At 59.0% G+C, this 22,133-nt stretch carries 15 protein-coding genes and 4 pseudogenes; 11 read left to right on the top strand and 8 right to left on the bottom strand.

Annotated features, from left to right (window positions below; genetic code table 11):
• Window positions 1–189: 189 nt before the first annotated feature.
• The 6 genes and pseudogenes from NVV94_RS08750 to NVV94_RS08725 form a co-directional block, all read right to left on the bottom strand.
• Complete coding sequence (locus NVV94_RS08750; protein WP_258446797.1) at window positions 190–684, bottom strand: lysozyme inhibitor LprI family protein; 495 nt, start codon at window positions 682–684, stop codon at window positions 190–192.
• Between the two features lie 144 nt (window positions 685–828).
• Complete coding sequence (locus NVV94_RS08745) at window positions 829–1,311, bottom strand: hypothetical protein (RefSeq protein WP_258446796.1); 483 nt, start codon at window positions 1,309–1,311, stop codon at window positions 829–831.
• Complete coding sequence (locus NVV94_RS08740) at window positions 1,308–3,950, bottom strand: pesticin C-terminus-like muramidase (RefSeq protein ID WP_258446795.1); 2,643 nt, start codon at window positions 3,948–3,950, stop codon at window positions 1,308–1,310. The genes NVV94_RS08745 and NVV94_RS08740 overlap by 4 nt, the downstream gene beginning before the upstream one ends.
• Before the next feature lie 26 nt (window positions 3,951–3,976).
• Window positions 3,977–6,354: pseudogene (locus NVV94_RS08735) on the bottom strand (type VI secretion system Vgr family protein).
• 352 nt (window positions 6,355–6,706) lie between these two features.
• Window positions 6,707–7,139, bottom strand: a pseudogene (locus NVV94_RS08730) (DUF2063 domain-containing protein); the annotation flags it as partial.
• Window positions 7,140–7,228: 89 nt separating this feature from the next.
• A complete protein-coding gene (locus NVV94_RS08725) occupies window positions 7,229–8,131 on the bottom strand; it encodes a LysR family transcriptional regulator (protein WP_258446794.1) in 903 nt (300 codons plus the stop codon).
• Between the two features lie 201 nt (window positions 8,132–8,332).
• Here NVV94_RS08725 and NVV94_RS08720 point away from each other — a divergent pair, with 201 nt between their 5' ends.
• From NVV94_RS08720 to NVV94_RS08705, 4 genes are all read left to right on the top strand, one after another.
• A complete protein-coding gene (locus NVV94_RS08720; protein WP_258446793.1) occupies window positions 8,333–9,799 on the top strand; it encodes a cytosine permease in 1,467 nt (488 codons plus the stop codon).
• Window positions 9,796–10,632: a nitrilase family protein gene (locus tag NVV94_RS08715; RefSeq protein WP_258446792.1), complete on the top strand. Its 837-nt coding sequence runs from the start codon at window positions 9,796–9,798 to the stop codon at window positions 10,630–10,632. The genes NVV94_RS08720 and NVV94_RS08715 overlap by 4 nt, the downstream gene beginning before the upstream one ends.
• A 265-nt stretch (window positions 10,633–10,897) precedes the next feature.
• Complete coding sequence (locus tag NVV94_RS08710) at window positions 10,898–12,310, top strand: hypothetical protein (RefSeq protein ID WP_258446791.1); 1,413 nt, start codon at window positions 10,898–10,900, stop codon at window positions 12,308–12,310.
• Window positions 12,311–12,657: 347 nt separating this feature from the next.
• The gene (locus tag NVV94_RS08705; protein ID WP_258446790.1) at window positions 12,658–13,392 is read left to right on the top strand and encodes an ABC transporter substrate-binding protein; all 735 of its coding nucleotides are present in this window, start codon (window positions 12,658–12,660) and stop codon (window positions 13,390–13,392) included.
• Window positions 13,393–13,403: 11 nt separating this feature from the next.
• Here the strand turns inward: NVV94_RS08705 and NVV94_RS08700 are convergent.
• A pseudogene (locus NVV94_RS08700) lies at window positions 13,404–13,643 on the bottom strand (FAD-dependent oxidoreductase); the annotation flags it as partial.
• Between the two features lie 16 nt (window positions 13,644–13,659).
• Here NVV94_RS08700 and NVV94_RS08695 point away from each other — a divergent pair.
• Window positions 13,660–13,974, top strand: a pseudogene (locus tag NVV94_RS08695) (transcriptional regulator); the annotation flags it as partial.
• An 855-nt stretch (window positions 13,975–14,829) separates the two neighbouring features.
• Here the strand turns inward: NVV94_RS08695 and NVV94_RS08690 are convergent.
• Window positions 14,830–15,279 (bottom strand): helix-turn-helix domain-containing protein, encoded by a 450-nt coding sequence (locus NVV94_RS08690; RefSeq protein WP_258446789.1) that lies wholly within the window; start codon window positions 15,277–15,279, stop codon window positions 14,830–14,832.
• A 157-nt stretch (window positions 15,280–15,436) separates the two neighbouring features.
• On the opposite strand from NVV94_RS08690, the gene NVV94_RS08685 reads away from it, so the two are divergent.
• The 6 genes from NVV94_RS08685 (at window position 15,437) to NVV94_RS08660 (ending at window position 22,056) form a co-directional block, all read left to right on the top strand.
• The gene (locus tag NVV94_RS08685; protein WP_258446788.1) at window positions 15,437–16,714 is read left to right on the top strand and encodes an MFS transporter; all 1,278 of its coding nucleotides are present in this window, start codon (window positions 15,437–15,439) and stop codon (window positions 16,712–16,714) included.
• A gap of 105 nt (window positions 16,715–16,819) precedes the next feature.
• Window positions 16,820–17,116 carry a (2Fe-2S)-binding protein gene (locus NVV94_RS08680; protein WP_258446787.1) on the top strand — a complete coding sequence of 99 codons (297 nt, stop codon included), beginning with the start codon at window positions 16,820–16,822 and terminating at the stop codon, window positions 17,114–17,116.
• 103 nt (window positions 17,117–17,219) lie between these two features.
• On the top strand, window positions 17,220–17,972 hold the full coding sequence (locus tag NVV94_RS08675; protein ID WP_258446786.1) for a hypothetical protein: 753 nt from the start codon (window positions 17,220–17,222) through the stop codon (window positions 17,970–17,972).
• A 13-nt stretch (window positions 17,973–17,985) separates the two neighbouring features.
• On the top strand, window positions 17,986–19,365 hold the full coding sequence (locus NVV94_RS08670; RefSeq protein WP_258446785.1) for an acetyl-CoA carboxylase biotin carboxylase subunit family protein: 1,380 nt from the start codon (window positions 17,986–17,988) through the stop codon (window positions 19,363–19,365).
• Window positions 19,366–19,404: 39 nt separating this feature from the next.
• Window positions 19,405–20,733, top strand: a complete 1,329-nt coding sequence (locus tag NVV94_RS08665) for an acetyl-CoA carboxylase biotin carboxylase subunit family protein (RefSeq protein ID WP_258446784.1) — start codon at window positions 19,405–19,407, stop codon at window positions 20,731–20,733.
• Between the two features lie 93 nt (window positions 20,734–20,826).
• On the top strand, window positions 20,827–22,056 hold the full coding sequence (locus NVV94_RS08660; protein ID WP_258446783.1) for an acetyl-CoA carboxylase biotin carboxylase subunit family protein: 1,230 nt from the start codon (window positions 20,827–20,829) through the stop codon (window positions 22,054–22,056).
• Window positions 22,057–22,133: the final 77 nt, after the last annotated feature.

Here is a 22,133-nt window from a genome sequence, read left to right as displayed (position 1 = left end):
CGCTCTGCGTCACTCGTGTTCGGTAAACCCGAAGGGGGAGCTTGGGGGTTATCGCACTTGTTCAACAAAAGAGCAAAAAAACGGGCGTTGGCCATTGGGTGCCCGCTTTAATCAGTACTAATTGAGTCCGGCATGCTCTGTGCTTGACGCTTGAGGCGCGTTGTATGCGCTCTCTCTATCAACCCGCCCCTACCCCGCCGCAAGCGGACATACTAATCTAAATCGACCATAGCAGTTTATGTACTCGGAAAGCTTATTTGCACGCTCATAAGTCTGATCAACCAAGCAGACATAGAAGTTAATCTCTCCTGATGGACCGTGGTATTCGGCAGCCCTTAAAAACTCACACTCCTTATCACGAAATGAAACCCATTGACGTTGAGACTGCCTGAGAGTTTTCATACGACGCTCGGAGCGCTCGCCCGGCTCGGTCCTTAACAAAAAGTTCAGACCAGACACCATTTTATGATACTGCTTATTCAAGATCGCATCGGAAAGTGAATACTCTTTCTGAAGGCATGCCACTACGTCGCCTGGATCGTCTATCCGATCATAGCGCAAACAACTATCAACAATTTTATCAACTTTTTCCTTGCCAACAATCCCTTCCCCTTCGTCTACTCCATCGGAATAACCAAGCAGCGGAAAAACAATCAACGATGTTACAATAAGTGCTTTATACATATTCCACCAATACGGGTATGGCCGAGCAGCGCATCCAACACGTCCCACTTCTACGGCCGATAGTACCACTCGCTTTCGTAGTAGATGATCAACTGCAAAATCGACTGTGCAAGGGCTAACAGTTGAATCACTGCTTATAGTTTTTCAGCGGTCATCTTTCCGTCCCGGTTGGGGCTCGGGAACTCTAGAATCTAATGCTTCGGAGTTGCAAGCCCCATTCTCCTTCGTTAGCTTTTCCTTGCAGGAAAGGTGATCTGCCACGCCGCCATGGAACACGACTTCGCAAGTCTTAACTGTTTCACCGACTGGCTGTAGCGGAGTGACTCCAAGTTCCAAAAAAAGCTTGCCATCTTTGAAATTTCCAGCCTTCAAATCTACTGCCGTGTAGTCATCAAAGCTCCTCCCATCCAATGAGCAAATTTCTTTCTCTGCGGAAACCTTTCCTCTTCCCCCAGGAACCAAGTTCTGAATAACAATGCATCCCTCCTCCGACGGATAAAGATACCGAACGAACAGATCTCCTACACGATCTGTTCCGGCCATGAGTACTCGACTATAATCAAACTCCTTGGCCTCAGTCGAGCCCGCCGCAAGAAATGCCAAAGTAAACAAAAAATATATTTTCATTTTTCTAAATACTCCGACCGCCGTTTAAATCTGTCATTTGGAACACTCAGCCAGTTTGTTCTGTTGGAGATTGCCTCTTTTATTTCTCCAAGATTATTTTCTACAAATGGCTTTTGAATGAAAGTTCTCGTATTTTTACCATAGTCACCTCTGTAGATTAGGTCGATCACGATATCCTGGATCTGCCTGTCTACAGCATTCCACTTGAGCGTACCGTAATTATCCCTAATCAGTTTGATGTCTGATATGCGAATCACTTCTCTCTTCATATATTCATACACTGGCAAGAACAGATCATACTGCTGCTTTCTAGTAATTTTATGCTTTCGGATCACCACTGGAGCCTGGGCAAGATAATTCTTCGCTTTATCTCCCTGTAATCCTTTAGCCCCAATCAGCCAGGATAACAGCGGCTGTTCAACACCGGCCGCACGCAGATCACTTCCTGGATCCGGCCGTTGACCGAGATCGTAACCCCGACCAATAGTGATGCCCGACGCACCACCCGGCCAATGCACAACTCGACTGAAGTATCTGTACAACGGATGTGACTCATCCTCTATATCGTTGCCTTCCACATCAAAGGTCAGTTGACCATAAGGCACTTTCAGCCACTTCAGATCGTTGTCATCACTCACCGCAGCGAAATGCCCCACCAACCCCACCGGATGAAAGTGATACACCTTCCCGTACCCGGGCAGCCCAACCTTCTCCGCCACCTCATCCCACCAGCTCAGTTGCTTGAGCCGCTCTTTCTCCGCCAACCAATTCAGGTGCGGGGTTGAACCGCTATGGCCGAGTATTTCATCCAGCGCGTCCCACTTCAGCGTTCGGTAGTACCACTCGCTTTCGGCGCGGATGATCAATTGCGAGATCGACTGGGCATGGGCGGGCAGATGGAGGGCTGCCTGCAATTCCTTGGCGGTTATCTGGCCGTCGCGGTTGCGGTCGATGAGGTCGTGCAGCCGCTGCTTGATCGGCCCCTTGTCCCCTTCGTCGGCCATGCGGCTGAAGCGTTCGAGCTGCGCTTCGCTGAAGCCGCCAGTAGCCCGTTGGAAGGAGGCCAGCATTTGCCGGGGAAGGTCGAAGTGTTGGACGAGGTCATAGCCGTCCCACGACCAGGGACTGACCCAGGGGGTGACGCCCACTTCTTCGCGCACCCAGCCGTCGAGCAGGTTGTTGTCGGCGTCATGCAGCAGTCCATCGAGGCGGTACCAGTTATAGGTCTTCTGGCCAATGCTGGTCGCCGGAACTGCAATTTTTCTCTCGGCAGGCAGGCCATCGAGCAGGCTCTTGGGGACCAGCAGGTCGGCGTCGCTCGGGGTGCTGTTTACATCCGGAATGGGCCGTTGCCTAGCGCTGTAGTTGTCCTGATGCGCCACCACGGCGGTGCCCTTGGCCAACTTCAGCCAGGTCTTGCTGCTGGCCGGCAGGCGATTTGCCCAGGCGCGACTGGCTTCGATGAAAAGGTCCACGTCATCGCCACTGAACACCTCCAGGTGCAGTTTTTTTTCCGGTCGGTCTGCATGGCTGTCCTGATACAGGCCGATGTGCCCGATCAGATCGCCAGCCTTGATCGTGACGGGACGATCGGGCACCACCACGTTTCCTGTTTGCGGTGTCCGTTCACCCTGCAACGAGGTGAACAGCACATACTGGGCGATGCTTTCCAGCTTGCGGAATTCGCCTTCGCCACTGATGGTGACTTCCGTTTGATACCGCAATTCCAACAGTACTTCGCTGCTCATGTGGGGGACAGGGCGAACGTTCAGACGATCGCAGTTGACACGATAGGTCGCTCCGCAGACGAGATCCAGGTAGCGGAATGCAATATAGCCTTGTAGCGTACCATCCGCATTACACAGTAACGCCGGTCCTCGGACGTTTTCCAGTTTGCGGTATTTGCCTTCACCACTGACTACCACCGGCGCTCCAGGTGCCAGTAGATCGAGATCATGGGCGTTATCGGCCGCTTTGTTGAAAGCCGTCAGCCCCCTCGGTGCCGACGTACCCCGTCGCGAGTCAGAGACGTTCGCCTTGACCCGCAGGTTCTGTTCGGGCCAGAACGCCGGGCGGGCCATGGCGGCGTCAGTTTGGTAATCAGCCCAGTCCTGCAGGTGCAGATACAGGCTGAAGAAGGTCAGGCTGGGCGGCGTGTCCGCGCTGCCCTCGATCTTCGGTGCCTGCAGACGGTGACGCACCAGCACGAAATTGCGCGAGAAGGGCCTCTGAACCGGCAGTTTGTTGGCGATGTAGGACGTGGTTGGCGAGTGCTGGTCGATGCGGTACGCCACCACTTCACCGTCAGCCAGGCAATGCACGCTGGATTGATCCAGGGTGCCGGCGGTGCCGTTGTCGAAATGCACGCCGCCATGCCAGAGGCCATTGATCCCCAGCGGGTAGTAGCCCGCTTTCGCCTTGGCCAAATGGGTCAACTGCAGCAGCGGGTTGCGCGTGTCCTTGAAGGGATGGCTCCAGTTCTGTACCGGTGGCAGCGTGTCGGCATTGGCCTCGGCTGGCAAGGAGGAGCGGACGGGGCCTGTGTCGGGCGTCGGCAGGATCGGGGGATGGCGCACATCGAACCGAGCGTCGCGGTCACGGTCGCGGTGTCCAAACAGCCAAGTGAACAAGTTAGCCATGCGATGTTTTGCTCCTTGCAAAGGGGTCAGCCAGAGATATCCGTACGCTTCAGGGACTCGGTGGCATGCTCGGTCAATGGAGGCAACGGCGGCATGTCCAGCGCCTGCTTGGCTGCGCCCTGATAGTCAAAGTGCGCGGACTTGATCACGTAGTCGCCCGCTGTACCGGACTCGATGCTGTGTGGATCGAGCGTGATGTAGCTGCCGCCGGCATTGAGGGTGATTTTCTTCTTGGCCGTGATGTGGATTTCGTCTTCGCTGCTGGTGATCTCCAGGCCATGCCGGGCCAGCAGTTCCAGCTTGTCGTTCTGCGCCTGGACGCTCACCGGCCCCTGGTTGGCGATCAGCTTGATGCCCAGCTTGCGCACGAACAGGCTCAGCCCCTGCCCCACGCCCATGAACAGGCGCTTGACCACGCTGATGTCCGCTTCGCCCCCGGCGTTGAGCATCAGGTTGTGTTGTGCCGCCAACTGCAGGTGCTTGCCGCTGGTGAGCGCGATGCCTTGGGCGCGCTGAGCAACAGGACGGACGATTTCAGCTGTTCCAGGTCCTGCCTGAGCAGGCTTATTTGCGCTTGTACGTCCGCCGGCTCGGCCTGGCTCGCCTGGGCATCGACGGAGAGTTTTTGCAATTGCTCGCCAGCCTGTTGCAGGCGGTCAATGGCCGCGCCCATTTCCAGCACCGGACCCTGGGCTTTGGCCTGCTCATCGGCACTGATGAACAGGCCCTTGCCACCCCGTATGGCACCCCAGCCATCGGTGCGCAATTCAAAACCTTCGCCGCGTTTCTGTTTCTGGGCATCGACCAGATGCCCCAGGTTGAGCTGGCTCTTGCCGCTGTGCTCGGTACTGAGCTTGACGTGCTCCTGCCCGCGATTGTCCTCCATGCGCAGCTTGTTGTTGGCCGGGGTGCGCAGCACGTTGCGCCGGTAGTTCTTCAGGGTGACGTGGTCGGGGTGCTTATTGTCGTGCAGGGCATGGGCGATGTAGGGCCGGTCAGGGTCGCCCTGTTCGAAGGCCACGGCCACTTCGGTGCAGGCAATCAGCGGCAGGTGCAGGCCGTGGGTGTCGCCGGCGTAGGGCCGGGCCAGGCGCAGCCACAGGCTTTCCTGGCCGAGCTTCCACGCGTCGCGGTCGAACAGGAACTGGACTTTGTAGCGGCCTTCCAGATCGATGTGGCCGTAGGGGTCGTTGGCCCGGGTGCTGGTGACCCGGGCCGGCACGGTGCCGGCGATTTGCGGCTTGGCCCCCAGCGGCGGCCGAAAGCACACCCTTTCCGCATAGGGGATGGCCTGGAAACTGGCTTCGAAGCTGCAATCGCGTGCGGCCTTTGTAGTCAGTTGGGTGATCACCGCGCCCGGGGCGAAGGCCTGTGGTGCGCCGCCAGAGATCTTCAGCACCTGACCGGGCGCCAGGGTGGCGCTGCTGCTGGTGCCGCTGAGCTGGGTCTGGCCATTGAGGTAGCGCTCGTGGCGCAAGCGCGCGTAGAAGTAGCCGCTTTCGCTTTGCAGGTCTTCGTCCTGGGCGTAGCGGTCGCCGAGCACGGTGTAGGCTTCGGCGTAGTGATAGGCCTCGCCGTAGGTGGTTTTCGCGCCACGAGTCTGGTCGACCTTGCCATCGAGCCAGGCGTTGGCATCGCGGTGGTGGTAGGCGCGGAAGTTGACCTGCTGCTCCACCACCTGGTGGTTGGTCTGCAGTTTCCACACGCCGTCCTGGTCGCTGCTGCTCAGCCCGGAGGGCGGGCGGTATGGCAGCTTGACGCCGAACTGGTAGTGGCGCTGGTCGTCGTGGAACTCGACGACGTCGATGTGCAGGCGTTCGTCGCTGGTGAAGCGATACCAGATGCCGACCTCGGCCAGCAGGCGGGCGATGAAGGCCAGGTCGCTTTCGCCGTACTGCATGACCTGTTCGCGCTTGGGGTAGTCACGGGCCAGCGTGAAGAGAAAGTCCTGCCCGCGGAACTCGTGACGGCTGCGCAGGATATGCTCGACGATGTCCGGCACTGACTGGTGCTGGTAGATGCGGAACTGTTGGCCCCGATCGAGCAGCGTCAGGCGCGGCTGCAGGGTAATTTCGTAGCGGGCTTCGTCGCGAGAGGCGGACAGGCGCTGGAAGCCGGTGATCACCCCGTAGAAAGTGCGCAGCGGCTTGACCTCGGGCACCGGCAGGCCCAGGAACGGCAGCTTTTGCGGCGCGGCGTGCAGGCTGAAGCTGGCGTCCCGGTCGAGCATCTGCTCGGCGGCGATGTCCTGCTCGGTGCAGGTGAATTCCACGCAGTAGTTGAACGGCTGGCTCAGGCGCTCTTCGCCCTCGAAGGCCAGGACGTCGAGCCGTGCGTTGTTGATGCCGCGGACCCAGAGTTTGTGCCGGCTGTGGTCGAAGAAAATGCGCAGTTCGTTGAGCATGAGATCCCTCTATGCGGCAATGGGACACCTCCATCTTTGGAAAGGCCCCTCATACGGACTTGAGTCAAAGGCCGTCGTGGTCATCACAAGGGTGCCCTTGAAATCGTGGGCAGCCAGTGTGCAGAGAAAGCGCCACAAGGGCACCCCCGCTACACCGCATTTGGGAAATGGACTACGCAATGTTCGGAAGCTCAGCCTGTCTGGCTGCACAACAGGCAGTCTGGCCGCTACCAATCGGCGGGGTGCTTTTCGACAGATGAAAGGGGCAAGCCTCCCCTTCAGTTTTTAACGGACACTAGTGACGCACTGCGTGGGAACGAGGAAAGAGCGTGGGAGCGAGGAAAAAGAGATGCTAGGCGCGGGTACCGAGCACCACGCCCTGCACGCGCAGGTTTTCCAGCAGGGCCAGGCCCTGGGGCAGGATGGCCGCGCCATCGACGTCAATGGCCTCGGCCAGCGCCTCCAGGTGCTGGCGACCGGTGCAATGCCGCTCCTGCAGAGAAGCGAGCAACGCGTGGGCCAGGGGCGCCAGGCGCGAAGTGCACGTGCAGGTCCGCGCCGCGCCGTGCCAGCAGCAAGGTCGGCTCTGGCGGTGCCGCTTGCGGCAGGTAGTCAGGGCCGATTTCGCTGACCGGCCAGTGGTAGGCCAACGGCCAGGCAAGCTGCGACAGCAGAGGAACGCCATCGAGCAGATTACCCTCCGGGTCATGCGCAGGCTCACTCAGGTCGCTCAGCAACAGCGCGCCTTCCACCCATTCGTAATGGGCCAGTTCCGCCAGCCAGGGCTACAACAGCTTCGGCTGGATCGCATCTGGATCTGCCCACAAAACCAAGTCGCAACGAGCCGAACATCCTCCGCTTGCCCGCGATGGCATCACCTTGCGCCGAAAACATCCATCAACTCCGCCAGAAAAGCACTCACCACATCCCGCTGCCGCGCCGAGTGACGAACGGCGGCATGAAAGTCGACCTCATACCGCAACTGCTCCTGATTCAGCGGATGCAACTGCCCCAGCTGCTCATGCCTGGCCGCATAGTGCTGCGGCAGAAACCCCAGGTGCTGGCCCGACAGGATCAACAACGCCGCCCCATCCATACTGTCCGTCAGCGCGGTCAGTCGCTCGATCGAGGTGGGCGCCGGCATTTCCGGCAGCGGGTGGCTGGGCCAGACCCAGTCATGCTCGGCCACGTCCTGGCTGTTGAGTGTGCCTACCTTGTCGAACAACGGATGCGTCGGCCCGCAATAGGCGATCTGGGTTTCCTTGAACAGCGCAAAGTAATCAATGCTGGGCAAGCGGTGCCAGAAATAGCCGATCGCAAGGTCCAGGTGGCCGTTGATGATCTTCTCTTCCAGGAACGAAGACGACAGTTCGGTGAAGTGGAAATACAACCCCTCATGCCGAGCGCGCAGGCGGGCGATGGCCAGGGCGATTTTCTTGTTGGCCACTGGGTCGATCTGGCCGAGCAGGCCGATGTTGATGTTGCCCGATAGGGTGCGGTTGATGTGTTGGACTTCGACGCGAAAACCTTCGGCGGCGGCCAGCAGGCGGCGGGCGGCGTCGACGAACTGGGTGCCCTTGGGCGTGACGGCAAAGCCGGCGCGGCCGCGTTCGCACAGACGAAAGCCCACGCGCGCTTCCAGTGATGCCAGCTGCGCGCTGATGGTGGGCTGGGTGGTGTTGAGCGTGGTTTGCGCGGCCGAGATACCGCCCGCCTCCACCACGGCCAGAAATACCCGGATCAGGCGTAGATCCAGCTCAGATACGTTTCCCAGCATGCCCGCTCCCGATTGGCCGTTACATAGACAGGTATCTATGTAAACAGTTGGCCTGGGATATTTTACCGCCCCGGCCGAATGCCTACATTGCAACGGAACCGGCGCTCAGCCGCAAGTCTCAGTGCGCATTAGCACCGACACGCTGACAGCTGCACCCATAAAAACAATTACCACAGTCGATTCAATGCCAAGGAGAATCGTATGTCAGGGTCCCATCAGTCCGCTCACGCCGTCGAAGCGAGTGGCGGGTTGGCCATCGAAGGCCATTCGATCGATTACATTCCGGAAAACGAACGCCACGCCAAGCTCAGCAGCCAGGGGCCTTTCTGGTTTTTGGGCAATTTCCATTTCTTTACCATTTCCATCGGCTTTGTTGGCCCAAGCCTGGGACTGTCGGCATTGTGGACGATGCTGGCCGGCGCGTTGGGCATCATGTTCGGCACCCTGTTCATGGCCTTCCACGGCTCCCAGGGGCCGGAGATGGGGTTGCCACAGATGATCCAGTCGCGGGCCCAGTTCGGCTATCGCGGGGTGATTCTGGCGTTGATGGCGACGATGTTCGTGTTTGTCGGCTTCAACGTGGTGAACGTCTCGCTGATCATGAATGGCCTTGAAGATGTGTTCGGCCTTGATCCGACCCTCGTGGCCTGTGCGGTGGTGGTGGTCGGTGCGCTATTGGCGATCTACGGCCACGACCTGATGCACAAGGCGTTCAAGTGGGCGCTGATGGCGACCTTGCCGCTGTATACGCTAGTCACCGTCGCCTTGATGTTCGGGGTCGGCCAAAGTGAGGCCGCACCGGCCAGCACGCTCGGATTCAGTTGGATCGCGTTTGCCACGCTGTTTGCCATCGGCGCCAGCTACAACATTTCCTATGCGCCTTATGTGTCCGACTATTCGCGCTACCTGCCGAAGAACACCAGCCGCGCCAAGCTGATCACGGCGGTATTCCTCGGGGCTTCCTTGTCGGGCAGTTGGATGATCGGGCTCGGTGCCTGGCTGGCGCAGCAGTTGCAAGCCACCGATGCGCTGGTAGCGCTGAACCAGGTCGGTTCCGCGATGGTTCCTGGGCTGGGCAATGTGCTGGTCCTGGTATCGGTTCTGGGCTTTCTGCCGATCATCGCGCTCAACACCTACAGCGCCATGCTGACGCTGCTGACCGGTGTCGATTCGATCAAGAAGATCACGCCCACGCCACGCGCCCGGGTGATGTCGATCTTTGCCATCAGCATCATCCTGTTGAGCTGCGTGCTGTCGATCAAAGGCGATGGCATCGCGATTCTGAATACCTTCCTGGTGTTGCTGCTGTACTTCCTGGTGCCCTGGACCGCGGTCAATCTGGTGGACTATTTCTTCGTGCGCAAGGGCCGTTACGCGATCCCGCATTTCTTTACCCCCAAGGGCATCTACGGTGCCTGGCAGCTCCGTGGAATCGTGTCTTACCTGGTGGGGTTCGCTGCGATGGTGCCGTTCTTCTACATCTTCGATGCCAGTGCCGGGCAGGAAGTGTTTGTCGGCCCGATGGCGCGGCTGTTGGAGGGCGTGGATATCTCCTGGCTGGTCGGCCTCGTCGTCTCTGGCCTCACCTATTTCATCCTCAGCCGTTCAATTGACCTTGAGCACGAAGGCAAGGTAATCGATTCGATGACAGAGAGCTTCGCCAAGTGAATGCACTGAACACTATCCATGTGGCGTGCTGCCAAGTGGCGCCGAAGGTTGGCGACCTTGCCTACAACCGCAAGCTGACCGAACGGGCCATTCGTACGGCGGCGTCGCGCGGCGCCCAGGTGGTGGTGCTGCCCGAACTGGCGCAGAGCGGCTACGTTTTCGCCGACCGGGCCGAGGCCCTGGCCCTGGCGGAAACCCCGGAGGGGCCGACCTTGTGCTTGTGGCAGGCGTTGGCCCGTGAGCTGGAGATCGTCATCGTCGGTGGCTTCTGCGAGCGGCTGGCGGACGATGGGCTGGCCAATAGTGCGGCAATGATCGATGCCCGGGGGCTGCGTGCGGTGTACCGCAAGGCACACCTCTGGGATGCGGAAAATGCGATCTTCAGCGCCGGGGATGCCGCACCGCCCGTGGTGGAAACGGTCTTTGGCCGTATCGGCATGATGATCTGTTACGACCTGGAATTCCCCGAGTGGGTTCGGCTGCCGGCGCTGGCGGGTGCAGAGCTGCTCTGTGCACCGGTCAATTGGCCCGATGGCCCGCGGCCGCTGACCGAGCGCCCTGCCGAGGTGGTACGGGTACAGGCCAATGCTTCGGTCAACCGGATGTTCATCGCCGCCTGTGATCGTCATGGCCACGAGCGCGGGGTTGGCTGGGTGCAGGGCTCGGTGATCGTCGACGCCGATGGCTATCCTGTGACAGGCCCGACCGAGCTTGGCGGCGAGCAGGTGTTGCTGGCGACCTTGAACCTCGCCGAAGCGCGCAACAAGCGCATCAGCGACCGTAACGACCTGCACCGCGATCGCCGCCCCCGGCTGTACGGCGCGGGCTCCTGACGTCTTCGCAGTACCGTTCATCCATCGTGGTCTGCCTCTACCCGCTTGTAGCGCCGGCAGACCGCACAATCTATTGTCATTTTCGTTGTTGTCGACTTGACTCATTGGAGAAGACTTGAACGGCACGCTGTCCACGCCGCTCCTCGCTATCTGGAGGTGACGGACGCTTTCTTGCCAGGCGATCCGCGCAATCAGTGAGTCGAAAACAGGGTCAACACGGACCCTGAGCAGTTACAACAGGCAGCACGTGTTTCAGGGAGTCGTCATGTCGAAACCCCAAGTGCCCGCAGTGATCGTCGCGCTGGTAGCCTTGCTGCTGATGTCCAGCTGTTCCCTCTACCATGAGGAATTCAAGGCCCCCGACGTCACCGAGGCCAACTATGAACTGCGCGTGGTTCAAGTCGATGACTTCGGCTCCTGGTGGAACCCGGCAAAAGCCCAGGACACAATCAACCTGATCAAGCAGTCCGCCAAAACCACCAACACCTATGTCGTGCTCTTTATCCATGGCTGGCACCACAACGCCGACACCGAGACAGACACCAATTACCTGGACTTCAAGGACACACTGAAGTCGCTGGGTGACAAGCTGGCCGCTCCCGAGTACGCCACCGCGCGCCAGAACATCACGGGAAACTCCACCTTCAAACTGATCGGTGTCTATGTGGGCTGGCGGGGCAAATCGCTGCCCGGTGTGCTCGACTATGCAACCATGTGGTGGCGAAAAACGGCCGCCGAACGGGTGGGCGATGGTGACGTCAGTGAATTTATCGAGCGCCTGCATCGCATCTACTTGCGAACCAACGCGCTGGGCGTACGTTCAAACATCCCTCAGCCAGACACCCGCAAGCCCTACATGGGGCTGGTGAGTATCGGGCATAGCTTCGGTGGGCAGGTGCTGATGAAATCGATCGCACGCCCCCTGGAGTATTACCTCACCGAACGCGCGCCGAGATTGGCCAGTAGCCTGCAGGACCCTTCGCAGACGACCCCGGCCGAGATGGCCGACCAGATCGTGCCGATCGACAGCTTTGGCGATGTCAATATTTTGCTCAACCCTGCGCTCGAAGCCTACCAGTACGCCAAGATCGACAGCCTTTACCGCCAGATCCGGTTTTCCTATAACCAGGCGCCGCAGCTCGTGGTTTTTTCCGCCGACAACGACTCGCCCAGACAGTTCTTCTTCCCCATCGCACGCGGGCTCACGCGTCTGTTCCGCCCCCCCTTCAGCAACGACTATCAAGGCAACCTCTACGGTGAAGCGTTGGGCGAGTTCGAACCCCAGCGCACGCACACCATGACGTTGGCGCCCGGCACCCCGGATTCGTTAGTGGCTGCGGACTACAGCAATAGAGAGGTCATTTCCCATTTCGACTTCACCGGTAACCTTTCATTTGCCGGGATGAGCCTGCAACGGCTGCCGGAACACAAGGTACCCAATAGCCCCGTCGCCGTGGTCTATACCGAGGGCGGGATCATCGATGGCCACAACGGGATCTTCAAACCACAGTTCGTCGAATTCCTCACCAAGTACATCGACTTCATTGAAGGCAAGAACCTTGCCTTGAGGAGAGAGCGTTGGGAGCAACGGCGTGGCAAAGCACGTTCTCAACTGGAGGGGGCGGCAATGAAGCAGAATGCCCCCTTGCCCGACGGCGCTCTTGCACCTTCCCCCTGAGGTTGTCTGGTTTTCTCGTTGTCTCGTTCCCGCCTCTCCGCGTGGGAACGAGGCCGGATCTGCTTTACATGGCGCCGAAAAAATCCCTCGACTCAGCCACCCGTGATGGAAACTGCGGAATCGAACAAGTGCCCGCCACGTGAGCGACGGGCTCGTGGCCCCTCTCCGAGTAAAGTGATACCTCGCCCATCGGGCGAGTTCAGCGATGCCTGGATTCAGGCCGTGACGGGGAATATGGTCTGGCGTTTCCAGGAAGAAGCGTTTGACGCCACGCAATAACCGCCGATTGACTGCGACACCCACGCACTCGGACTAAGCTTCCCATCTTATGGTCTTGAGTTCGGTTCATGAAGCTGATCGCCGGTTGCCTGCTGTGCTTTTTTACCTTGACTGCGGTTGCGGCCGATCTGCATCTGCTCACCGATAACCATCGGCCACTGCATTTTCAGCAGGGCGGTGAGTTGGTGGGCTTCTGTGTGGATGTGGTGCGCGCATTGGCTGAGCGGACCGGGGACCACGTGCAGATGGACCGGATTCCCTTGCTGCGCGGCTTGCTGGTTGCCCGTACCGCGCCGAACACAGCGGTTTTTAGCGTGTTTCGTACTCCCGAGCGTGAGGCGCACTACCAGTGGGTCGGCCCGTTGATGGAGGTGGAAATGGCGCTGTATGCAGGCAATGGACACATGCAAGCGGTGCATGACCTGAAGCAGGCGAGCGCCCTGGGACGGATCGCTGTGCCGCGAAAATGGATGGTCTATGAGTACTTGCGCAAACAGGGATTGGGCAATCTGTACGGCGTGGAAACACCAGAACAGATGATGCGTCTTCTACTGCTGGGCCGGACCGATCTCGTGGTGTCCGATACCCTTTCGGCCGCGACCCTGGCCCGGGAAGTCGGGCTGGAGCCGAGCCAGTTGCATTATCAGATGTCGTTGATGAAGCAAGAAACCTATATTGCATTCTCGCCCCAGACCGATGTTCGGCAGGTAGCGCGCTGGCAACAGGCGCTGGATGAGATGAATCGTGATGGACGCTTGCAACAGTTGAAGCTTCGTTGGTTGATTGATCAGCCTGCACGGTAATGGTGAGTCGGGGCCACGGATGCGTTCAAATGCCATTTGACGCCGAGTTCTTCGGACGCTTCGACGATCGTTGGGCGGATTCCATCGCCCAGCGCTGCGCCGATTTTATTGCCACGGTCCACGACGATGACGTTGATGTCCGCATCATCACCCAGTACGGCACGCAGGCGCGCCGGCATTTCAGTCGCGGTTTCAATCCCGGCGAAGCCGCCGCCGGCCACCACTACGGTGTTGCGCGCAACCGATTCGGGCTATATCGCCATCGTCATCGTCATCGCCATCGACGGTCGCAAGTCAATCTTCGATTGCCGCGAGGTGCGCGAGCGCTGCGCCTTGTTCGATGGCTCGCCACCGGAGTGGGCCGTGGACGGCACCTGCGCGATTCACGGCGTGATGTTGACGGCGCAGAAGCGCATGGAAGAAGCCTTGGCCCAGCAGACAATCCTGGACCTCGCACGGCGAGTCGGGCGCAAGGCACCGCCTGCGTTTGGGGCGCAGGTGGTCAGCTGGATGAATGAGCGTCGGGACAGCAAGGCGGGGGGCGGTTCGGATGTGATTGCGGTGGTTGATGTGTCTGAGTGATTGCTACGTGGGCGCTTTTCTCTCGTTCCCACGCTCTGCGTCACTAGTGTCCGGTTAAAAATGCAGGGGGTGCTTTTTACCCCTTGCGTTGCCTGGGCTTGAGCCATGATCGGCTCGTTGCGACTTGGTTTTGTGGGCAGATCCAGATGCTGTAGCGGCCTTGCTGGCCCCTTCCGCCCTTACGGCGGGTTACTTTTGTTGGGGCAAAAGTAACCAAAACCCTTGGTCCCTGCATACGGCCCTGCGCTGCGCTCCGGGTTCCCTCGCTCCGTCATTGCTCCCGTGGGGACTCCACTCGGCCTCCTGAAGGGACAATCGGTGTCGCCTGCAATTGCGCGCATCTAGAAGCGAAGCAAAAAGCAAAAAGCAAAAAGCAAAAACCCGGATCTGCTTTTGCTTCGAATGCTTTTGATTTCCGCGATCGTCCAGCCACCACCGAACGTCCCTTCAGGAGGCTGAACGCAGGCATTGCGGAGCTGGGTGCGAGGCAGGAGCCGAGCAAGCACCGAAGGGCCAGGGACGGCCCGTCGGTGCGCCCCGGCGGGAGCAATGCCGGAGTGAAGGGACCCGAAGCGCAGCGTAGGGCCGGATGCAGGGACAGGGGTTTTGGTTACTTTTGCCCAGTCAAAAGTGACCCGCCGTAAGGGCGGAACGGGCCAGCAAGGCCACTACAGTATCTGGATATGCTCACCCCTTCGCGAGCCAATCATCCCATTCCCAGCCTCCCCATTTTTTACCGGACACTAGTGAAGTGGGCAAGTGGATAGATTGGCCGTCATGCCCGGTCGGCGAAGAAGGAAGAGCGGCAACTGGTCGAGACGTTGCGCCTGCCGGTTTGAGCCGCGCCTGCCGCGTTTATTTGACGATCCGGCGTCGATGACAGTCTTGCGGCCCGAGCATCTTGCCCTGGGCTGAACGGACTTCGATCACCTCCACGGGCCGGTCGTGGTCGTTGTCCAGTAAAATAGAATGGATTTCTCCGGCGCCGAACATATAACGCTCACCCCACTGGCGCATGGACACGACGATCGGAAACACCGAACGGCCCTTTTCCGTCAGGGCGTACTCTTTGTAGGCGCTGCCATCGGAAGCCGGCTGGACCTCGAAAACACCCAACTCGACCAGGGCCTTGAGTCGCGAGGCGAGAATGTTTTTGGCCAGGCCAAGGCTTTTCTGAAATTCGCTGAACCGGCGAATATCGTCAAACGCGTCACGGATGATCATCAGTGACCAACGATCACCGATCGCCTCCAAGGTCCGGGCCACGGGGCATTCGCTGCATTCCAGGGACTCTTGTTTAGCCATCGGTGGCCTCTGCCTTAACGATCAACCGCCTGCTTCCACCCTCCCGAAGTCAGGACATAAGGGCTCGCAAAAACTAGTTGCAGATTAAAACCTGTTTTGATAGAAAGCAATCAAGTGGTTTTATTTTAAAACCAGATGACTGCCAGGGAAGGCCAACATGACGTCAAAAATCATCGTTCCGCTAACCGCGAATGCCATAGAGGCCCCCGCAGAAGCGCTGGCAGACGTGGCCGCCAGGGGACGCGAGCAAGCCCATGCAACCCGCCAACCGGTCACGTTGACGAAATCGCTTACGCTTCTGTTCGCGGTGACCTGTGCACTGGCAGTCGCCAACGTCTATTTCGCCCAGCCTTTGCTCGACTCCATGGCGCGCAGCCTGTCCGTACCGCCCAGCACGATCGGCGTGGTGGTGACCGCTACACAGGTCGGCTACGCCGCAGGGCTGCTGTTCATCGTGCCCTTGGGCGACCTGCTCAACCGCAAGTGGCTGATCCTCACCCAAATCGTGCTTTCAGCCGTTGCCCTGACGGTTGTCGGGTTTGCGCAACAGTGGGCGGCGTTGCTCAGCGCAATGATCATGGTTGGCTTGATGGCCGTCGTGGTCCAGGTGCTCGTGGCCTATTCGGCAGCACTGGCTACCCCTGCGCAACGCGGCCAGGCGGTGGGCACCGTCACCAGCGGGGTGGTGCTGGGTATTCTGCTGGCGCGATTCCTGTCGGGCGTCATCGCTGACTTCGCCGGTTGGAGAGCTGTTTATTTCGTCTCGGCAACGCTGATGCTGGTCATGGCGGCGGTACTTTTCAAAATGATGCCCAAGGCGGGCCTGCCACGCCTCAACGCGTCCTACCCGGCACTGATGGCATCGGTGTTCAAGCTTTTCATCACTGAACGCACACTCAGGGTCAGAGGCACATTCGCCTTGCTGATATTCGCCGCCTTCAGCGTGCTCTGGACTTCAATGGTGTTGCCGCTCAGTGCGCCGCCACTCTCTCTGTCCCACACCCAGATCGGTCTTTTCGGCCTGGCCGGCATCGCCGGTGCCCTCGCCGCCTCGAAAGCCGGCCTCTGGGCGGACAGAGGGCTTGGCCAGCGCACTACCGGTATTGCCCTGGCGCTGCTGACGTTGTCCTGGCTGCCCACCGCATTCGCCGAAACCTCTCTGCTGGCCCTGGTGGTGGGCGTGATCCTCCTCGACTTTGCCGTGCAAGCGGTACATGTCACCAATCAGAGCCTGATTTTTGCCGCCCGGCCCGATGCCCAGAGCCGCCTGGTAGGCGCCTACATGTGTTTTTACTCCGTCGGCAGCGCACTGGGTGCAATCGCGTCGACCCAGGTCTATGCACTCTGGGGCTGGAGCGCAGTCTGTCTGATGGGAGCACTGATCAGCGCTATCGCCTGGCTGTACTGGTTATACCTGAAAGTCATCCAGCCGTAAGCGCACTCTACCGCAACAAAGTTGTACGCGTTCGATATCAATAACAACCTCAACTTCGCAGTTGCGGAACGCCCTGCACTAAACTTATGACGGAATCGAGTTGCCATGACACTCCACAAACTGACTGTGGTATCGCACCAACAGGACTTTCTTCTACCGGCCAATGCGCCGATGACGGATATCGAATACGAGCCCAATGGAAAAAACATCATTCCATTTGGCTGCAGAATGGGTGCATGCGGGGCGTGCGTCATAAGAGTCATCGAAGGCCATGAGCAACTAAGCGAACAAGATGCCGACGAAGTGGCGTTTATCGACATGCTCGGTTATTCCGGTGCCGACTATCGACTTGCCTGCCAATGCCGATTAAAGGGGGCAGCGACTGTAGAAGTCGTCACCTAGCGATTTACAACCATTATTCACGCCCAAAAGGAGTGTTCCTTACAAACGACCTTGACGCGCCACTGATCGATCTTTTCACCTAATTATCCGATGAGGCTGAATCATGTTGAACCGTGTAAAAAACGTTGGCTATGGCGATCGCACTCCCTTTTTGAATGCCGCCGCATCCGTAACGCTGCGCGCCGAGATTGATCGGCTGATCGATCGTCAGGTAGAGCAGTGGTATGAAACGGTGCCTGAGGCTGCTCACCTGGAAGGCAAAAATGTCGACAGTGAGTATTACAAGCGCCACCTGATCGAAACCGCCTGGCGCATTCGCATGCTGCGCGTCTCGGAAGCCAAGGCGCTCACCGAAATTGCCAAGGTCAGCCCTGAGGCTGCGCAGATCTGGGCGCATTATGAACAAGAGGAAATGCTCCACGACGAGCTGTTCATTCAGGACCTGAGCCGCGCGGGTGTCAGTCGCGAGACGTTCCTGGCGACCGAACCCTACTTATCGACCAAGTTGCTGACCGGGTTTTTCTCCTACTTGCTGGATCATGAAGGCCCGCTCGGCGTGGTGGCATATTCCTACCTGGTTGAATATGTGAACGTTAAACTCGAACCCAAGAAACTCGACGCCCTTAAAACATCGGTCGGTGAAAAAAATATTGTCGGGCAAATTTCCCACTCCCACACCGACATCAATGACGATCATCCTGGCGAAGTGTGGGCCGCACTGCGATTCCTGATCAAAGGCCCTGCCGATATAGACGCACTGAAACAGTACCTTGCCGAACACCAGAAAATTCTCGCGATGTACTTCACCGAACTGTATGAAGACACCCTCGCTCACAAACACGTAGCAGCGGCTTAAGGAAGGCTCGGCAATGACAGATAATACGTCGGGTGTTCTGATCCTGAGCCATTGCGGCTATTCATTTCTCGAAGACCTTAAAGCGGAACTCGATCGTCGCCAGTTAAAATGCTTTGTGTTGTCGTCATTGCCACTTCCCGAGCATGTTCCACAGCGTCTCGACCATCTACGTGGCTGGGCAGACGAGCTTTACTCAACCGCTTCTCACCAATTGCAGGTCAGTGATGTGGACGCCTGCATCGATACCTTGCATGACCAGGGCGAGCATGTGCTGTGCTGTATCTCCGTCTGGGAAGGGTATCGCCACCTGATGGCTTATGCCATTCGCCGCCTGGGGATTCACGACCTGGACTGGGAGCACACGCTCAAACTGCGCAACAAACTGGCCGTTCGCAACCGCTTGGCCGACGCCGGGCTTTCGGCCGCGCGTGCGATCGAGCTGTCACCTGTTTCCCTCGCCCTGCTCAAGGAGGACGACAAGCGTTACTTCATCAAACCCATTCATGGCATTGCTTCTTATGGCGCATTCCCGCTGCGCGAAAACACCACGTGGGCGGGGCTGGAGGGCATCCGCGCCTGCGCTGCAAAAGACACCCTGTACGCCTCCGCCTTCAACGGCCCGCTGAGTTTCATGGCCGAGCACTACATTACCGGGCGCGAGTTCAGCTTCGAAGTGTTGGTGGTCGATGGCAATGCACATGTCGTGGCCATCCACGAAAAATGCGAAATGACCGAATCTGCCGACACGGTGCTGGAAAACTGCTGCACCAGCCCGCCAGTCAGTCTCGCGCCCGAAGCTATCGCCGAGGGGGTCGCATGGATCGGCAAAGTCGTCGATGAAGTCCAGCTCAACTGGGGATGCTTCCACATAGAGGCGCGTTTTACCGGCAAGGCCTGGGACCTGATCGAAATCAACCCGCGCGTGGGCGGCAGCCTGATTTCCCACAGCGTCAATTCGATGACCCAAGGCCAGAGTCTGTTGTCGCTTTGGCTTGAACTGCTGATCTTTGCCAGCGCCGATGATGCAAACGCCCGCCGCACCTTCGAGCGCTACCTGGCCGAAATTTCATATACATGCAACGGGGTTTGCCCCAGCGATATCGCGACGTTCTTCCGGGTCTATTTCGCTGAGGCCGGCGTGCTCGAGCACGTGGAAGTCAGGCCTCTGGCAATGGACCCGGTGGTTTCCCATGTACTGCTCAAACCAGGCGACGAAATCCCGGCCCAAGCCCGCGAAGTGTTCCTGGGGCAAATGCTCTGGGCGTTCGCACGCAACGATCACCGACAGACGTTCACCTTGTTGAGCCAGCTCTCGGCTCAAGCCATTGACATTCGCTATGCCAAGTCTCGACAGAGGCAGCCTGGCGACAACGTGACCTGCGCAACCCACTAATAACAATCGCTGGCCAGATGCCCGTAGAGGAGAAGCGACATGTCACCCAATGTGCCTGTACTGCTGATCATCGATTACAACTTGAGCCGCATCGCCGAAGTTTTTCGGATGCGCAATTACGCCCATGTACGTTGGGGCGCTGAAACCTGGCTGATTCGCAGCAATCCGCAAGCGCTTGATCTATCGATCAGCGACGCCGTATTCGATGTCGATCCGTTGTCAGCCGACTTTGTCGAGCGCGCCATCGAAAGCCTTGGCCCACACGCGTCACGTATCAGTGCCGGCCTGGTCTTCTCTGACAATGCGGTTGCCAGCGGCGCCGCACTGCTTGAGCGTCTCGGGCTGCCTGTCGATGATGCCAGCAAGGCCCTGAGTGCGTTCGATAAATACGTGTATCGCACCCATGAAACGGCACAGCGCTCCACGCTTGAGGGCATGGGCGTGCTGGTACCGGATTTTTCTGCGATCCATTGCGTAGAGGACGTGCTGCGCTTTGCCGACCGCCACCGGCAAGGCTTCGTGATCAAGCCCATGTGTGAAGGCAACAACCGTGGCGTGGTGCTCGTCGGTAGCGGCGATGACCCCGCCAGTGCCTTTTGCGAAGTCGCACCCTATGTCGAAAAAGGCGTGCTTGCCGAGCAGTTGATTCCCTACCGCCGCGAGTTTTCCCACGACGGCCTGGGTTCGCTGACATTCATTACCGAAAAGATCAGCGCCGATGGCCGTTACCCGGTGGAAATCGCCCAGGTGCTGCCGGCCCGCCTCAACGATCGCGAGCGCCAGACGCTGCTTGCCACGGGCGAGCAGATCAACCACTTGATCGGTCAAGCACGCGGGCCGTTTCACAATGAAATCAAATTGAACGAGGACGGTACGCGCGCTGCCGTTGTGGAGCCCAATCGTCGCCCCGCCGGAATGAAAATCTGGTCATTGGCACGTTGGGTCTACGGCCTGGATCTGTTCGAAACCTGGATTGACTCGGTCTTTGGTGTCGACGTCCCCGCCGCCCTGAATGCCCCCACCTGCACAGCCGCCACCATCATGCTGGGCGTGCCGAGGGACATGGACTTCGAGCCCCACGACATCACCACTGATCATCACCCTTTCACCTACGCGCTGCTGGCGTCAGCCACCTTGCATGGCCTGAACCACAAGGAGCTGGTCGCCTACGAGTTCACCTGGTTGGGCCTGGAGAAACGCCACATCAGACGGGTCCCACGCGATAACAGCGATTTTGCGGCCCAGGTGTGCATCGTGCTGCATGTGGACCGGGTCGATATCCGTGACGTGATCCAGACGCTGCGCGAGCAATGGCTGATGGAACTGGCCCGCCTGCTGCCTGGGCAATCGCAACGGATTGCCTCCTGACACCCTGAGTTTGCAGGCTCGACGCACACAACATCAACGTTCTGACTTTTGCCCATGAAGCAGTCAGGCGGCGCTTTTTAAAGGTTTCAGATTATGAATATCCTGATTTTACATCGCGTTCCCTATGCCCGAATCGAGTACCACCGTGGCATCGATCACACGGCGCACCACGTCACCTATCTGGGTGTACAGGCCATCATCGACACACTCCCTGCCGATCTGAATTGCACGCGGGTCGTACGCCCCGGACTGTCCAGTGCCTTCGACGAAGCGTACGCGTGGCTGATACAGGGGCCGATGTGTTTCGACCGCATCATTTCAATGTCCGAGTATGAATTGCTCGACGCAGCACGCCTCAGGGAAGCCTTCGGCGTGCCGGGGCCGTCCGTTCGGCAGGTCAGCCTGGTACGTAACAAGCTGCTCATGAAGGACGCTGTTGCAGCCAGCGGCTTGCGGGTGCCTCGCTTCCTGTCACTGGATGCTTTCATGCAACGACCCGATGCCTGCCCCTGGTCCGGTAAAACCGTGATCAAGCCCCATAGCGGCGCATCGAGTGTGGATGTGGAAGTGCACGACAGCGTCGCCCTGGCAGCGCAAGCAGTGAGTCAGCGAATGGACAACAGTGCGCTGCGGCTCGAGGCATTTGAAGTCGAGGAGTTCATTGACGGGCCGGTGCGCCATTTCGACGGGCTGGTTCAACACGGCCGGATCTACGAGATGACTTCCAGCGAGTATGTCGGCACGTGCCTGGCCTACATGGAGCACGGTGAACCCTTGGGCTCCTTTCAGATGGAAACCACACCGGCCATGCGCGAGTGGGTCGGCAAGGCGCTGGCGGCGGTGGAAATCCGCGACGGGGCCTTTCACCTGGAAGCCATCATGGATGGCGATAACCCTGTGTTTCTGGAAGTTGGCCATCGAGTGGGCGGCGCGGATGTAGTCGCAACCTTCGAAATGGCCACCGGTATCCATCTCCCCTCTCTGGAACTGCGCATCCATTTGCACACGTATCCGATCGAGCCCCGTGAGCCCTCGAACGCTTCGCCCGACTGCTTCGGCTGGTTTGCATTCCCGGGGCACGCGCATCCAGACGCAACCTTTGCAGGGCTCAGCGGGGCAACGGCGTTTCGCGACAGCAGCGCCATTGTCCAGTGGCATGAGCTCCCCATTGGCGCGGCGCTGCCCCGGCACGTCACCTACTCCGCCCATGAGGCGCCGCTGACAGGCATCGTGAAGCTGGCGAGCCCGAACCAGGCCAAGGCCTGGCTGCGCAACCTCTTTGACGGTGTAGCGCTGTGCCCGGCCACCGAGGCCGTAGCCTGACCGCGCTTGACCGATGACGACTGGTTTACAGGCTGCGTGCGGCCTCTTCCCTGAATGATGGACTACTTGGCGACCTA

This window comes from Pseudomonas sp. LS1212 (assembly GCF_024741815.1).
In the GTDB taxonomy this organism is placed as follows: Bacteria; Pseudomonadota; Gammaproteobacteria; order Pseudomonadales; family Pseudomonadaceae; genus Aquipseudomonas.
The sequence above is the reverse complement of the archived record's forward strand: the minus strand, read 5'-3'. Positions and strand labels throughout refer to the sequence as shown.